Origin of the sequence: Imperialibacter roseus, from assembly GCF_032999765.1 — a bacterium.
GTDB classification, from domain to species: Bacteria; Bacteroidota; Bacteroidia; order Cytophagales; family Cyclobacteriaceae; genus Imperialibacter; species Imperialibacter roseus.
The window spans coordinates 2,693,179-2,708,789 of sequence record NZ_CP136051.1; the positions used below are offsets into that span (position 1 = coordinate 2,693,179).

The following is a 15,611-nucleotide window of genomic DNA, read 5'->3' on the forward strand; positions in this document are numbered from 1 at the left end:
AAGCTTGTAATCCCGGCGGGAAAACAAGCACCTATTGTAAGTGAACTGTAGCTGATGAACATTGAAATAAGAGGGCTCTCAAAAATCTATCCCAACGGACATGCGGCCATACGCAACGTCGACCTCGACATCGGCACCGGCATGTTTGGCCTACTGGGGCCCAACGGCGCCGGCAAATCCAGCTTCATGCGCACGCTGGTGACTTTGCAAAGTGCTACGTCGGGTTCTATTCTCATTGAAGGCTTGGACATCAACGAGCACCGCCAAAAGATCAGGGCCATGATTGGTTACCTCCCCCAGGATTTTACCTTTTTTTCCAAACTGAAGACCTGGGAATTTCTTGACTACGCTGCCCGATTGGCCACCAACTTGAAAAAGAAAGACCGGCTGATCAAAGTAGATCACCTGTTGGATCAGGTGGGTTTGCTCGACGTGAGGGAGCGCATGGCCAACAAGCTCTCTGGCGGTATGAAACGACGGTTGGGCATTGCACAGGCACTGATTGGCGACCCCAAACTGCTGGTGATTGACGAGCCCACCACAGGCCTTGATCCGGAAGAGCGGATCCGCTTCAGGAATATCCTGTCCGATCTCAGCCAAAAAGACGTCACCATCATCCTTTCCACCCACATCGTGGGCGACATCAGCAGCACCTGCCACAACATGGCGATGCTCAACAAAGGAGAAGTAGCTTTCAAAGGCTCGCCGGAAGGCATGATTGATCAGGTGCGTGGCCACGTGTGGCAGGTAACGCTTGGGGACGAAGAGTTTACCGAAATAAAAAACAAGTATTCGGTGGTGTCGACCATTCCGGTTGAAGGCCAGTGGGAGGCGCAACTCATTGCCACTGACCAACCACATCCGAAAGCCGTCAATGTGAACCCCAACCTGGAACACGCCTACGTTTATTTTATGGAAAATCAACTGGGCGTTTCGCTGGTATGAGTGCTGTATCGAACATACTGACCATCGCCCGCTACGAATCCAAAGTGGTTTGGCGCAACTGGTTTTTCCGAATCGTGTCGCTGGCTGGTATTGGCTTCGTGGTCATTTTTAACCTGGCGATTTTCTCAGAAATTGACCAGCCCCGGCGGTTTGAGCTTTCCAATAGCTGGATGATGCCCTACACCACCATGGTCATGATCAGCATTGCGCAGGCAGCCGCTGTGGTCTTCCTGGCTACTGGTTTGATCAAGAAGGACAAGAAACTCGACACCAACGAGGTATTCTTCGCCCGCCCGATCTCTAACCTCGATTACGTGCTGGGCAAAGCACTGGCCCTGTTCAACCTGTTCTTTTGGCTGAACCTGCTGCTTCTGTGTATTCCGCTGATTGTCAACCTGACCAACCCGAACACTGCCTTCAATCCGCTGGCCTTCGTCATTTATCCCTTGCTGATAAGTTTGCCATCCGTCATTTTCACAACGGGCATCGCCTTTTTGTTTGTGACCTTATTGCGCAACCAGCCCATCACCATTGTGCTGCTGTTGGGGCTGTCGGCAGTGGAGCTTATCTATTACTTCGACAAGTTCTCCTACATCCTCGACTTCATGGCCTTCCGGCTGCCTATGTTAGCGTCAGAGATGACCGGCTTTGCCCACCTTGATTTCGCCTTATGGCAGCGGGCATTCTACCTGGTGGCCGGAGTGGCGTTTCTGTTCCTTACGGCCTTCTTCCTTGACCGCCTCGCCAGCCACAAAAGGGTGAAGCTGCTCACTGGCCTGGTTGGAATGGTATTGGTTGCTGCAGCTGCCGTCATCATGATTAGGCTGGTTGCCCTGCGGGAAACGCCCATAGCGCTGCGGCAAGAGATGATTGCTGTTAATGGACAGTGGGCTGAGGTGCCGAACGTGGACATTCTCGCCCACCGCATTCACCTTGAGCAGGTTGAAAACAAACTCATATCCACTTCCACCTTAACGGTAAAGAACAACCGTAGTGAGCCCCTGGCAGGCTTCTATTTCACACTGAACCCGGGCCTCGACATCAGCAGCTTGACTGTGAATGATCGCAGCGTGGAGTTTGAGAGGCATTTGCAGGTGGTGTCGGCCAACAGTAGCATCACCATACAACCCGGTGAAGAAGCCACAGTGAAAATAGACTACCAGGGCACGATTTGGGAGTCGGTGGCCCACCTCGAAGTGGATCAGGAGCGGTACGAGTTCCCAAGGGACTACCTGATGTTTGCCCTGCCAAAAAAATACGCCTATTTGCAGCCAGACTATTTGCTGCTGACCTCTGACGTGCTTTGGTACCCCGACACACAGATTGGCTACAGCCGGGAGTCACCCAGAAAGGAAAGAACGTCGTTTATCGACTTTCAGCTGGAGGTAAAGGTAAAAGAAAGCCAAACCGCCGTCTCCCAGGGCGAGATTATTACAGACGGAAACGTCTTCCGTTTTCAGCCCGAATCTCCACTCCCGAAGATATCGCTGGCCATTGGCGCCTACGAGAAAAAAGAAATCACGGTCGACAGTGTGACTTACGCAATCTATCAATACCCCGACGACAACTACACCTCGGAGTACCTCGGGCAATTGACCGACACCCTTGGCCTGCTCATCAGGGATATTGTGAATGAGTACGAGGATGGCCAGAAGCTCACCTACCCTTTTCGCAGATTGCAGTTTGTGGAAACGCCCTTATTGTTCGCTGCCTACAACAAAATATACGAAAACCAGCAAGCCTATTTGCAACCAGAAACGGTATACTGGCCGGAAGAAGGCGGAGATATCCGGGAGTTTGATTTCAGAAGGCAGCTGAAGGACATGGACGAGCAAGCCAAACGGGACAACCAGGTGCTGAGCGACAAGGAAAAGCAGGCCAACGTTTTCAAAGACCTGATTAAGAAGGTTTTCACCAAACAGTCGGGAACCATATGGTTTTATGGTAATCGTGATGAAGATCAGCCTGACTACTCGCTCTTTCCGCAGCTATATAGCTACAATTCCGGTGTAGTGAGTCGTGACTGGCCCCTGCTCAATCGCAGTATTTCAAGCTTTCTGAGAAAAGACCTTCAGACGGAGAATGACTATTCCAGAAACATGAATGGGATCTCCTTTGAAGAAGAATGTAACGAGCTGCTGCGAACGACAATGGTCAACGAAATCCTGACCAGCGAAACAAATTTCAACAAAATCAATAAGTCCGTCTCGCTGAAAGGCCAGTACCTGTTTGCCTACCTGGGGCAATTGCTGGGGCAAGATGAATTCAAGAGCTTTGTGCAAAACTGGATCAACGGCCACCAGCATCAGCTCACCAGCTACGGTGATTTTCGGGCGGCGCTGCAGCAACACTTTGGCCTCGACATTGACCCGGTAATCAGACAGGTGTATTTCAGCACCGCACAACCAGCGTTTGAAATAGACAATGTACAAAAGTTTGAAGTGCTCGATGGCGACAGAAAACGCTATCAGGTATTGCTGGACATAAAAAATACGGGTGACAACGACGGAGTGATTGAGGTGAAGTTCAATGCAGATGACAGTGGAAACGACAATCAATTTTCCCGGCGAAGGGAGAGCCAGCAGGTAAAAGAGGAAGCATCCGGCTACCTCTCTGTGATCAAAGTAGGCGAAGCAAAACAGCTGGGATTTGTGCTCGACGAAAAGCCTGAAAAAATAACCATCAATACGCTCATTTCAAGGAATATCCCTTCAGTGATCACCATGTCGACAGGCATATTCAGTCCCCGCAAGCTGACCACGCTCTTTGAAGGGGAAAGGGTGCTACCGCCTACCGTGGCCACCAGCCAAAGTGAGGTGATTGTCGACAATGAGGATTCCGGGTTCAGCACGTTCAGCCCTGTGGAGCCGACCTACCTGAGGGCTTATCTCGACAGCAAAAACGGCACTGATCAAAAGTACTTTGGCAGCTGGCACCGCTCCCGTTCGAAATGGAGGGCCACCACTGGCTCCACTTTCTACGGCAAATCTGTCCGCTCTGCCCACTTCACCAGGTCGGGCAATGGCGACAAGCTGGCCGTCTGGGAGGCTAAGCTTCCTGACGAAGGCTTCTATGACGTCTACGTGTACATGATGGGCAAAAACCAGAATGAGTTCAACGGACGGGACGACAATAACCAACAATTCGACTATAACTACGCCATCCATCACAGTGACGGAACGGACGATATCAAGTTCAATATTTCCAAAGCCGAGTTCGGGTGGAACTACCTGGGCTCCTACTACTTCGGGCAGAATGGTGGGAAAGTGGTACTCTCCGACGAGAGTGAATTTGGTACTGTATATGCCGACGCCGTGAAATGGGTGAAACAATAAACGATATGAGCTTTAAAAGACAAACCAAAGCGAATCCTATGAGACCAAATGCTTTCCAGCGGCCCCTCCTGCTTCTTGGGGCCATAGTGGCGGTAATCGTGTTGAGTTTGCTGTCGACACAGGGTGCCTTTGCACAGCAAGTACTCACCCTGGAAGAGGCCATCCAGATTGCCCAGACCAGCAGCCCCGATATTAAGAAATCGAGGCTTAACCTGTATAGCAACCGAAAGAGCCTCGATGCCCAGCGACTGGCCATGAAGTCGAGGTTTGGCCTGGACGTGACGCCGTTCGACTATAACAGAACCAGGCTGTTCAATGACCTGGTTTCCCGCTGGAACACCAACGAGGACTATAACTCCTTCGCCAACTTCTCGGTTTCTCAGCCAATCTCTGCTACTGATGGCACGGTCTCCTTGATCAATAGGTTTGGATACAGGGATAACTACTCTGAATTTCAAGATGTTAGAACGAAGACCTATAGCAATAATTTATACCTGCAGGTAGACCAGCCCATTTTCACCTACAACAGAAACAAGCTGCAGACACGGGAATTGGAACTCAACCTGGAGAACGCACAAATCAGTAATGCCCTTCAGCTGCTCACGCTGGAGCGAAACGTTACCCAGACTTTCTATTCGTTTTACCAAAGCCAGAACAGCCTGGAGATTTCCAGAGCAGAACTCGAAAACCAGGAGATCAGCTACGAAATCACCAAAAACAAGGTAGACGCCGACCTGCTCGCCATGGAGGAGCTTTATCAGGCCGAGCTCAACCTGGCCACCTCCCGCTCAACGCTGGAAAACAACCAGGTAACGCTCGACAATGCGGCGGACGACCTGAAGCTGCTGCTGGGCATTGGCCTCGATGAGGAGATCGCCGTACAGGTGGACATCAAGTTTGTGACCCGGGAGGTGGACCTTAACCAGGCCATAGAGATGGGCTTGCGCAACCGGGTGGAGCTCAGGCAGCGCACCATTGACATTGAACGTTCACAATTTGAGTTGACCAGAACCAAGTCCCTCAACGAGTTCAAGGGGGCCGTGGCCTTGTCGATGGGGATCTTTGGCGACAACATCAATGCCCCGCAGGTATACGATTCGCCAACAGTCAACCCAAGGGTAGCAATATCATTCAGCATCCCTATTTGGGACTGGGGCGAAAACAAGGCACGCATGGAAGCCAGCAACGCCAACCTCGATATCACCAAAATAGACCTGCAAAACCAGAAGAATGACATCATTATCAATATCAGAAAGACGTACAGAAGCCTGCAGAACCTGGAAAACCAGATAGAAATAGCACAGCAAAACGTAAAGAATGCACAGCTGACCTACGAGATCAACCTGGAGCGTTACCGAAACGGTGACCTGACAAGCATTGACCTCAACCGCTTTCAGAGCCAGCTGTCCGACAAGAAAAGTGCGCTGGCCAGTGCGCTCATCAACTATAAAATTGAGTTGCTGAACATGAAGATCCTTTCACTTTACGACTTCGAACACCAGCAGCCTGTTATTCCTAATTCTAATTAAGACCACTACTGATCATACATATTATGACACGGACGACATACATGAAAAGCGTTAAAAATACTGTCGGAGCCCTGCTGGTGCTGCTGGCCGTCACTGCCTGCAACAACGAGGAATCCAATATCCAAACCGAGATCAAAATCCCCGTTTCTGTGACCATCATCAAGCCCCAGTCGATCTCCCGGTTCATCGAGACCACAGGCACCGTCTATTCCTCCAAGGAAGGCGCCATCAAGTCGGAGCTCACGGGCATTTACAGGCTGCAAACCAATCCGGCCACCGGGCGTCCTTTTGCCCTTGGCGACGCCGTGAGACAGGGCCAGGTCATTATCAGACTGGAGGACAAGGAGTTTGAAAACAACCTTCAGCTCGATGGAAAAAAACTCAGCCTGGAGGTGTCGGAAAACAACCTCAACAAACAAAAGTCGCTGTTCGAAAAAGGGGGTGTGACCCAAACAGAACTCAACCAGGCGTCAATTGACTATGTAAATTCGAAATACGCCTACGAAAATGCGGAGATCCAGAAAGCCAAAATGTTCGTCAAAGCGCCATTTACCGGGGTGATTGTATCGATTCCCTACCATACCGATGGCGTCCGCATCGACCAGGGACAGGAGCTTTTCAAAGTTATGGAGTACGAACACCTGCTCATGGATGTGAAGCTGCCTGAGAAGCACCTGCCAGAGGTAACGCTCAATCAGCTGGTGCAGATTACCAATTACAACCTGGCTACCGACACCATCCTCGGAAAAATCAGCCAAATCTCCCCTGTCATCGACACGGAGACCAGAACCTTCCAAAGCGTATTACAGATCAATAACGACAAGAAACTGCTCCGCCCCGGCATGTTCATCAAAGCAGCCATCCTTTCTGAGCAGCGTGACAGCACCATCGTCATCCCCAAGGAAACCATCATCTCCCGCCAGGACGGCAAAGTGGTGTTCACTGTGGAAAACGGGATAGCAACCGAGAAAAAGATAACGACTGGCCTGGAAAACCAGGATGTGATCGAAGTGCTCGACGGCCTCAAGGTTAACGACCGCCTGGTGGTCACCGGCTTTGAAACGCTGAGGAACAAAAGCAAGGTAAGTGTGATTCAGTAAGGAAGTGAGGAGTAAATAGTAAGCAGTAAGTAGTGAAACAGACTGATAACTAATAACTAATTACTGATAACTGAATATGACAATTGAAAAAAATAACCATTAACCTCTAACTCCAAGTACTTTGAAAAAGATAGTCTCCATGGCCGTGTCCTATCCCATTACCATTCTCATGATGGTGATGGCGGTCATCCTTCTTGGATCCATTTCCTTCGATAAGCTGGGGATAGAGCTCTTCCCTGACCTGAAGAACCCCACCCTCTTTGTGGAGCTCAAAGCGGGCATACGGCCGCCATCGGAGATTGAAAAGCAATTCATTGAGAACATTGAGTCCATTGCCATCCGCCAGAGTGGAGCCGTGGAAGTCAGCTCTATCAGCCAGACAGGCTATGGCAGAGTCACTGTCAATTACGACTGGGGCAAAGACATGGACGAGGCCTTTCTCGATCTGCAGAAGTCGCTGTCGAGCTTTTCACTGAACGACGACATCGACGAGTTTGCCATTTCCCAGTTTGACCCCAATGCCACACCGGTCATGATCCTTGGTATCTACAACCCGGCCTCCAACGACTTCGATGCCCTGCGCCGGGTGGCCGAAACCAATTTCAGGAACGAGCTCATCCGCCTGCCGGGCATAGCCGAAGTGCGCTTGTCGGGAGAGCAGGAAAAAGAAATTGTGCTCGAAACAGACCCTCATCAGCTGGCTTCTTTTGGGCTTACAGTGAATGACCTTGTAGCTAAAATTCAGAGCTACAACCGCAACGTTTCCGGAGGGTTTATTGAAGAGCTGGGCAGAAAATATATCATCAAAGGCCTGGGCATCATAGAGCAGCCCGAAGACCTGGAAAACCTCGTGGTGGGCTACACTACCGCAGGAACTTCCACACCGGCAGCTACAGCCACACCCGTAACAACTACTTCAACTGAAACAACACAAACACCTAATAATCAGTCAGTAAATAGTAATCAGGTTCCAGTATTGCTTCGGGAGGTCGCTACCGTCAAAATCATGGACAAAGAAGCCGGCAGCATCGTGCGGGTGAACCAGCGCAGAAGCCTGGGCATGTCCATTTACAAGGAAACAAGGTACAACACAGTAAACGCTGTGAACGAGCTCACCGGGGTGCTGGAAGGCCTCAAGACGTCCGTTCCCGGCTACGAGTTTGTGATCATCCAAAACCAGGGAAGGTTCATCCAGGGCGCTATCGACGAGGTGAAAGAATCGGGGCTGTACGGCGCCCTTTTTGCCATGCTGGTGCTGTTTGTGTTCCTGCGCCGGATAGGCTCCACGCTGGTCATCAGCATTGCCATTCCCATCTCCATCATAGCCACCTTTAACCTGATGTATTTCAATGGGCTTACCCTGAACGTGATGACGCTCGGTGGTCTGGCCCTCGGTGCTGGCATGCTGGTCGACAATGCCATTGTGGTGGTGGAAGCCATCTTCCGAAAGCGGGAAGAAGGACTCAGTGTCATCGACGCCGCCATTGCCGGTACGGCTGAAGTCAGTGGAGCCATTACCGCCTCTACCCTCACCACCATCATCGTGTTCCTGCCCATCGTTTACCTGCAAGGCCCATCCGGAGAGCTCTTCCGTGACCAGGCCTGGACGGTGGCCTTTTCACTGCTGTCTTCGCTGGCCGTGGCTATACTCGTAATTCCTACCTTGTTCGCCAGGGTTTTCAAAAACGACAAGACCGTGCTGGAAGTGCAGCCGCTGAAATTCACCCGTTACCGCAGCTTCCTCAATGGCGTACTTAAATACCGCATCGCCTTCATCATCGCCTCGTTGGTACTGGTGGTGGGGTCGTTTCAGCTGGTGTCAGTCATTGGCAGCGAATACATGCCGCAGTCGGGCACACGGGCCATCTCTGTAGATATCAAGCTGGCCAACGGCACCGCACTGGCCCGCACGTCATCGACGGTCGGACAGATCGAGGCCCAGCTGTTTCAGCTTTTTGAAGGCCAGCTCGACAAAGTGTATGCCCACATCGGGCCGGAGCAAACCCAGTCGGGCATTGAAAACGAGAATGTCTATGAAGAAAACACGGCCAACCTGAAGCTGATCTTCAATGAAAGCACGGAGTTGGCCATTGCGGCCATCACCGACAGGCTGTCCACTTACTTCGAAAGTATTCCGGGACTGGAAGCTACTTTTTCCAACGATGAAAGTGCGCTGAATGCCGTGCTTGGCGATGAGCAAATGCCTTTGGCTGTAGAAATCAGTGGCACCGACTTCAAAACCCTCGGTTCGTTGTCAGACTCCGTGATAGCAGTGATGACCCGGAACCCCGACATCTACGAGCCCATGTCGAACCTCGAGCAGGGTGTGCCACAGATCCAGGTGGATGTGGACAAGTACAGGGCTGGCCTCTTCAAGCTGTCCATTGAAGACGTGGTCACTCAAATCAAAGACCAGCTGGAAGGCAAGCATGCGGGCACCATTGAACGGAGCGGCGAAATGCAGGACATCGAAATCAAAGTGCCCGAGGTATCACTGGCCGACCTCGACAATATGCGGATCAAAAGTGGCGAGCAGGAAATTCCTTTAGGTGAGATTTCCCGCATCACGACAGAGTTTGCTACCAACTCCATTTATCGTAAGAACCAAAACCGGGTGGTGCTTATCAGCGCCAGGGTTAACCAGGAAAAGCCTTACGACAAGGTGGTGAAGTCGCTGGAAGACGGCCTTTCAGGATTGACAGTGCCACCCCAGTATAAGATCAAAGTAGCTGGCCAGGAGCTCAAGCGCAAGGAGTCGATGCAGAACCTGACTTTCTCACTCATCCTTTCCATTGTGCTGGTGTACATGGTGCTGGCTTCACAGTTTGAGTCGCTGCTCCACCCCTTCACCATTTTGCTCACCATTCCGCTGGCGGGTGTGGGTGCCCTCCTCTCCTTCTTTATCCTGGGCATGCCCCTCAATATGATGGCCTTTATCGGCATCATCATGCTGGCCGGTATTGCCGTGAACGACGCCATTATCCTCGTCGACAGCATCAACAAGAACAAACGGGACGGCATGCCCATTCGGGACGCTATCCTCGATGCGGGCCAGCGACGGTTCCGGCCCATTATCATGACAAGTCTCACCACCATTTTGGCCCTGCTGCCTCTCACCTTCGGGTTTGGGGAAAGCGCTGCCCTCAGGGCGCCCATGGCCGTGGCGGTGATTGGCGGACTGATCACCTCTACCCTGCTCACGCTGATCGTGATTCCTTGTTTTTACGAAACAATCGAAAGCATTGTAGGGAAACTGTCAAATGTAAAACGCCGCTTTACCAAAGCTTCTCATGCCTAACACCGGACTTTTACATACCATCATCAAGCGAAAAGTACTGGTATCGATGCTCTTCATCGGGTTTTCGGTGATGGGCTATATCTCGTACAACAAACTGCCGGTGGAGCTCTTTCCCAATGTGGAGCTGCCCATCCTCATTGTGCAGGTAAGTGCCGCCTCTGAGGTAGATCCTACCTACATGGAAAGCCAGGCCATTATTCCACTGGAAGGCGTGATAGGCACCCTGGAAGGCCTTGACGAGATCAGCGCCACGGCCGACAGCCGCCAGGGGACGATCTTTATCTCCTTTGTGCAGGGCACCAATACCAAATACGCTTACCTCAAGCTGGAGCAAAAGGTTGCCAGCATCAAGGCGGACCTCACGCCGGAATTTGTCGTCAATATCATCAAGATCGACACCGATCAGTTTTCCAACGCCTTCATGGACGTGCAGGTGCTGGGCGGCGGTGGCGTCGACCGGGTTCGGAATGTGACCGACCAGTACATCTTCGACCGCCTGAGTGAGATCGACGGCGTGGGTGGCGTGGAAGTATTTGGCGGCAGGCAAAAGACCGTAGAGATCATCATGGACAACGCTGTGTGCGAAGCCCATGGCATCACGCCCAATACCATCAGCGGCGTGCTGTCGCAAAACTCCAACAAGAGTGCCTTTGTGGGGCAGGTAGAGCTCAACGGACAGAATGTGTTTGTGAATGTGACTGCCGAGCTCAAAGACATCAAGAACATCGAAAGCCTTGTGGTATCGGAAAAAGGCCCTTTGCTCCTCAGCGATGTAGCTCAGGTATTCTTTGGTGTAAAAGAGCAAACCACCCTCAGCCGGGTCAATGGCAAGGACGCCGTGTCCATCCGCTTGTCCAAAGACCGGCAGGCCAACCTGATTGCCCTGTCGGACAAGACACTGGCCGCCATTGACGAGCTCAACGAAGAGCTGGAGCCCATGGATGTGCAGTTAGTGGTGCAGAACAACCAGGCCGAGGCGATGAGCAAAAACATCGACCAGATCCAGCAGCTGGCCATCACCGGCGGACTGCTGGCTATCTTCGTGCTGTGGGTATTCCTGCGCCGGCTCAAGTTCATCCTCAGCATAGCCCTGGCCATTCCTATTTCTGTGTATACGGCCTTCAACTTCTTCTACGCCTACGATATCTCCATCAACAGCCTCACACTGATTGGCATGGCCCTGGCCATTGGCATGCTGCTCGACAACAGCGTGGTGGTGATCGAAAACATCTACCGCCACGTGGTGAACAAAAAGCCGCCCGAAGAAGCCGTGGTGCAGGGCACCAAAGAAGTGATGCGTTCTGTGATAGCGGCTACGCTCACCACCGTCACGGTGTTCCTGCCCTTTATTTTCTCTACCAACTTCCTGGCGACCACTATTGGCACGCAAATCGGCGTCTCCATCATCTCCACCCTGCTGGTGTCGCTCGTAGTGGCCCTGGTGCTTATTCCCATGCTGGCCCATGCGGCCATCGACAAGACTGACGAAGCAAAGGCGCCTTTGATCAAGAACGCTTCTATCCGTCAGCGCACCATCCAGATGTACATGGTCATCCTGAAGTCGTGCTTCAGAAGGCCCGCCTTCACCATCATCGGCGGCATTGTGCTGTTCTTTATTACCATCGGCCTCAGCCTGCTGATCAGTGTGGCCAGCCTCAACGAAGTGGAAACCGAGAACATGAACATGTTCGTGACCATGCCCCAGGGTGCTACGCTGGCATCTACTGATCTGCTCACGCAAAAGATTGAAGAAAAGGTGATGGCCATCCCCGTAGTCGACCAACTCATCAGCCAGGTAACTGAAGGAAGCTCCGTACTGACCGTGCAGGTGGTGGAAGGTTTCAATAAGCTCGATACCATCTCTGCTGCCGACCTGAGAAACCGCCTCAGTGCCATTGCCAAAGACTTTGAAGACATCGAAATTTCCCTCGATGCACCGCCCCCGTCTGTAAGCGGGACGGACGGCGGGGGCTCGTCTGCCGGAGACGACTTCGAGCGCATGCTGGGCATTGGCACGCCCTCTGAGCAGGTCATCATCAAAGGCAGCGACTACGAAGCCATGCAGTCCATTGCCAACGACATCAACACTTTCATTGCCAGCCTGCAGTCGGTGGAGCGCAGCACGGTGAATGTGAGCCCCGAGCGGCCCGAAGCCCATATTTTGTTCGACCAGCGCCGCATGAGCGCCAACAGCATCACCCAGCAGGACGTGTCCACCGGTCTCAACGACTTCCAGCCCTCCTTTGCCTCCGGCTCCAACTTTGTGAGCGGCGACGAAGAGTTTGAAATCACCATCCGCACGCAGGACCAGGTGGAAGTGGGCGCCAAAGACATGAAGGACCTGCGGGAAATGCCTATCACCAATGCCGCAGGCGCTACCCATACCCTGGCCGACATTGGCTCGGTCATTTACTCCGCCGGGGAAAGCCGGATCAGGCGCCTCAACCAGGAGAAACGCATTGAGATCACCTACAGCTTTATCGACGAGGTGGTGAACTCCGAGTCGCTGCTGGAAGCCTCCCGGCTGGAAATCGACCAGATCGTGGCAGGCATCAATATCCCCTCCGGCATTGTGGCGGACGTGGTGCACGACGAAGGGCTGTTCGACGAGTTCTACTTTCTCATTGCTGCTGCCATCATCATCATCTTCATGATCCTGGCCGCTGTGTTTGAATCGCTCTACCTGCCCGTGGTGATCATGTTCTCTATTCCGCTCGCTGCCATTGGCGCTTTTATGGGACTCACCTTTACCGGCAACTCCCTGCTCAACGCCAATACCCTCATTGGCTTCCTGATCCTGCTGGGTGTGGTGGTGAACAACGGCATCATTCTCATCGACTATTCGCATTTGCTGCGCCGCCAGGGCTACAACAAATACAGGGCCCTCATCATGAGCGGTATTTCCCGCATCAGGCCCATCCTCATCACGTCCATCACCACCATTGTGGCCATGCTGCCCCTTGCCATGGGTGAAGCGGAATACGTGGTCAGCATTGGGCAGCCCTTCGCCATCACCGTCATGGGCGGACTGGCCTTTGCCACCATCCTCACGCTGATTTATATCCCCACCATGAGTGCGGGCTTCGAAAGTGTGCTCGACTGGTTCCGTGGCCTGAAGCCTGTGATTAAGTTTGGGCAAATCGCCCTGATCACTGCCCTGGCCATCCTCATCTTCACCCAGATAGAAGGCTTCCTCTGGCAGTCCATCTGGTTCCTGTCGGCGCTGATCCTTGTGCCGGGGGGCACCCACTTTATCATGACCTCCCTGCGCCAGGCCAATGCCAAAATGGTGGACAAGAACGAGAAAATGCATATTGAGGTGCAAAACCTCACCAAGGTGTATGGCAGGCCCGGCCGCTGGCTGAGAGAATGGAAAGGCAACAAGCACCTGTTCGATGAGCGGGGTGAAGAAATCATCACAGGCAAGAGCATTCTGCAAAACCTGATCTGGCAAGTGGCCCTCATGGGCTTCCTTGTCTATTTCATCTATTTCTTCCTCGACAAAGCCTTCTGGCAGCTGGTGTTCATGATCGGCCTGCATGCCCTGCTGCTTTCCATCTTCCACGATGTGGAGCAGTGGGCCGACGACAAGCGGCCACGGTTGTTCAGCTTCCTGAGCGGACTCCTCTACTGGGTCTTCCCTATCGTGAGTGCCGTGTACCTCTATGCCGATATCCAGGTGAAGGGCCTGGGCATTGTGCTGATCGTCCTTTGGTTCATTGGCTTGTTCCTGGTGCGCATGGCCAATAAGCTGAAAAAGAAACCGGTGGATCCGCAGCAGCTCACCGGTCGCTTCAAAGGCATCCGGCGCTTGTACTGGAAGTTGGTGCTGGTCATCCCCTTTGTGAAGCCTAAGAAGTCGCAGTTCAAAGCGCTGAAGGGCGTGAGCCTCACCATTGAGCAGGGCATGTTCGGCTTGTTGGGCCCCAACGGCGCCGGTAAAACCACCCTTATGCGGATTTTGTGCGGCATCATGGACCAGAGCTATGGCAAAATCTGGATCAATGGCCACGACACTACACTGAAGCGAGAGGAGCTCCAGGGCCTTATCGGCTACCTGCCCCAGGCCTTTGGCACCTACGAAAACATGACGCCCTACCAGTTCCTCGACTACCAGGCCATCCTGCGGAAGATCAGCAACAAAAAAGAAAGAGAAGACAGGGTGCAGTACGTGCTCAGGGCGGTGCACATGGACGAGCACCAGCACAAGAAGATTGGCTCCTTCTCAGGTGGTATGAAGCAGCGCATTGGCATTGCCCAGATTTTGCTTCACCTGCCCAAAATACTGGTGGTGGATGAGCCCACGGCCGGCCTCGATCCTCTGGAGCGCATCCGCTTCCGCAACCTGCTGGTGGAGCTGAGCCGGGAGCGCATTGTGGTGTTTTCCACCCACATCATCGAAGACATTGCCAGTAGCTGCAACCACCTGGCCGTACTCATTTCCGGTAATATCGAGTACAACGGCAGCCCCACCTCCATGGCAGAGCTGGCCAAAGGCAAGGTGTGGGAATTCCACCTCTCGCCGGAACAGTTTGAAGAAGAAAAGAGCCACTATGTGATTGTGCACCATATGCGGGAAGGCGACAAGATTCGGGTGAAATGCCTGGCGGGTGAGCAGCCCCGGGCCGACGCCACACCGGTGCGGGCCAACCTCGAAGACGCCTACCTGTGGTTAATGAAAAGTAAAAACAACAAGAAGAATGAAGAGCTACCTGTTTCTGCCGTATAGACTGATCACCTACAATATCAAGGTGATCTTCGCCAACAAGTTTGTGTACTTTGTGGTGGCGGCCTTCCTGTTCTTTGGGTTGATCATCACCATTGCCATCTTCGACGACCCCAACTTCAACGAGGCTGTTATTTACGGGTTCCTGGTGTTCCCCGGTCTGTTGCTTATCTTCTACCCCATGGCCTATGGCATTCAAAACGACGACGACTCCAAAATGCTGGAAACCATCTTCGGCATTCCCAACTACCGCTACAAGGTGTGGCTGGTGCGCTTTGTGATCACCGCCGGCGTAGCAGCAGCTATTCTGGTGGTGCTGGCAGCGCTGGCCAACTTCACCCTGCTCCGCTTCGACATACTGCCAATGCTAGGCCAGGTCATGTTTCCAATTGTCTTCCTTTCCTCGGTGGCCTTTGTGGTGTCTACCCTCATCCGCAATGGCAACGGCACCGCCATCGTGATTGTGATCATTGCCTTTATGTTCTTTGTGTTTGCCAACCCGCTGCAAAGCAGCCCCTACAACGTGTTCCTCAACCCCTTCAGCGAACCCCGTGACATGAGCGAGTTTATTTGGACCACCATCATCTTCCGCAACCGCCTCTACCTGCTGGTAGCCACAAGCCTGTGCCTGCTGTATGGGATGTATAATTTGCAGTACAGGGAGAGGTTTATTTGAGG

General features: G+C 52.7%; 7 protein-coding genes. All 7 read left to right on the top strand.

Annotated elements, in window-relative coordinates:
* Window positions 1-54: 54 nt before the first annotated feature.
* On the top strand, window positions 55-945 hold the full coding sequence (locus RT717_RS11150; RefSeq protein ID WP_317491813.1) for an ABC transporter ATP-binding protein: 891 nt from the start codon (window positions 55-57) through the stop codon (window positions 943-945).
* Window positions 942-4,280: a golvesin C-terminal-like domain-containing protein gene (locus RT717_RS11155; RefSeq protein WP_317491814.1), complete on the top strand. Its 3,339-nt coding sequence runs from the start codon at window positions 942-944 to the stop codon at window positions 4,278-4,280. Before RT717_RS11150 ends, RT717_RS11155 begins: the two co-directional genes overlap by 4 nt.
* Before the next feature lie 5 nt (window positions 4,281-4,285).
* On the top strand, window positions 4,286-5,809 hold the full coding sequence (locus tag RT717_RS11160; RefSeq protein ID WP_317491815.1) for a TolC family protein: 1,524 nt from the start codon (window positions 4,286-4,288) through the stop codon (window positions 5,807-5,809).
* A 41-nt stretch (window positions 5,810-5,850) separates the two neighbouring features.
* Entirely contained in the window at window positions 5,851-6,909 is a 1,059-nt protein-coding gene (locus RT717_RS11165) for an efflux RND transporter periplasmic adaptor subunit (protein ID WP_317491816.1), read from the top strand.
* A gap of 121 nt (window positions 6,910-7,030) precedes the next feature.
* Window positions 7,031-10,207: an efflux RND transporter permease subunit gene (locus RT717_RS11170; protein ID WP_317491817.1), complete on the top strand. Its 3,177-nt coding sequence runs from the start codon at window positions 7,031-7,033 to the stop codon at window positions 10,205-10,207.
* Window positions 10,200-14,936 carry an efflux RND transporter permease subunit gene (locus tag RT717_RS11175; RefSeq protein ID WP_317491818.1) on the top strand — a complete coding sequence of 1,579 codons (4,737 nt, stop codon included), beginning with the start codon at window positions 10,200-10,202 and terminating at the stop codon, window positions 14,934-14,936. The genes RT717_RS11170 and RT717_RS11175 overlap by 8 nt, the downstream gene beginning before the upstream one ends.
* Window positions 14,908-15,609 carry a hypothetical protein gene (locus RT717_RS11180; RefSeq protein ID WP_317491819.1) on the top strand — a complete coding sequence of 234 codons (702 nt, stop codon included), beginning with the start codon at window positions 14,908-14,910 and terminating at the stop codon, window positions 15,607-15,609. Before RT717_RS11175 ends, RT717_RS11180 begins: the two co-directional genes overlap by 29 nt.
* Window positions 15,610-15,611 lie beyond the last annotated feature (2 nt).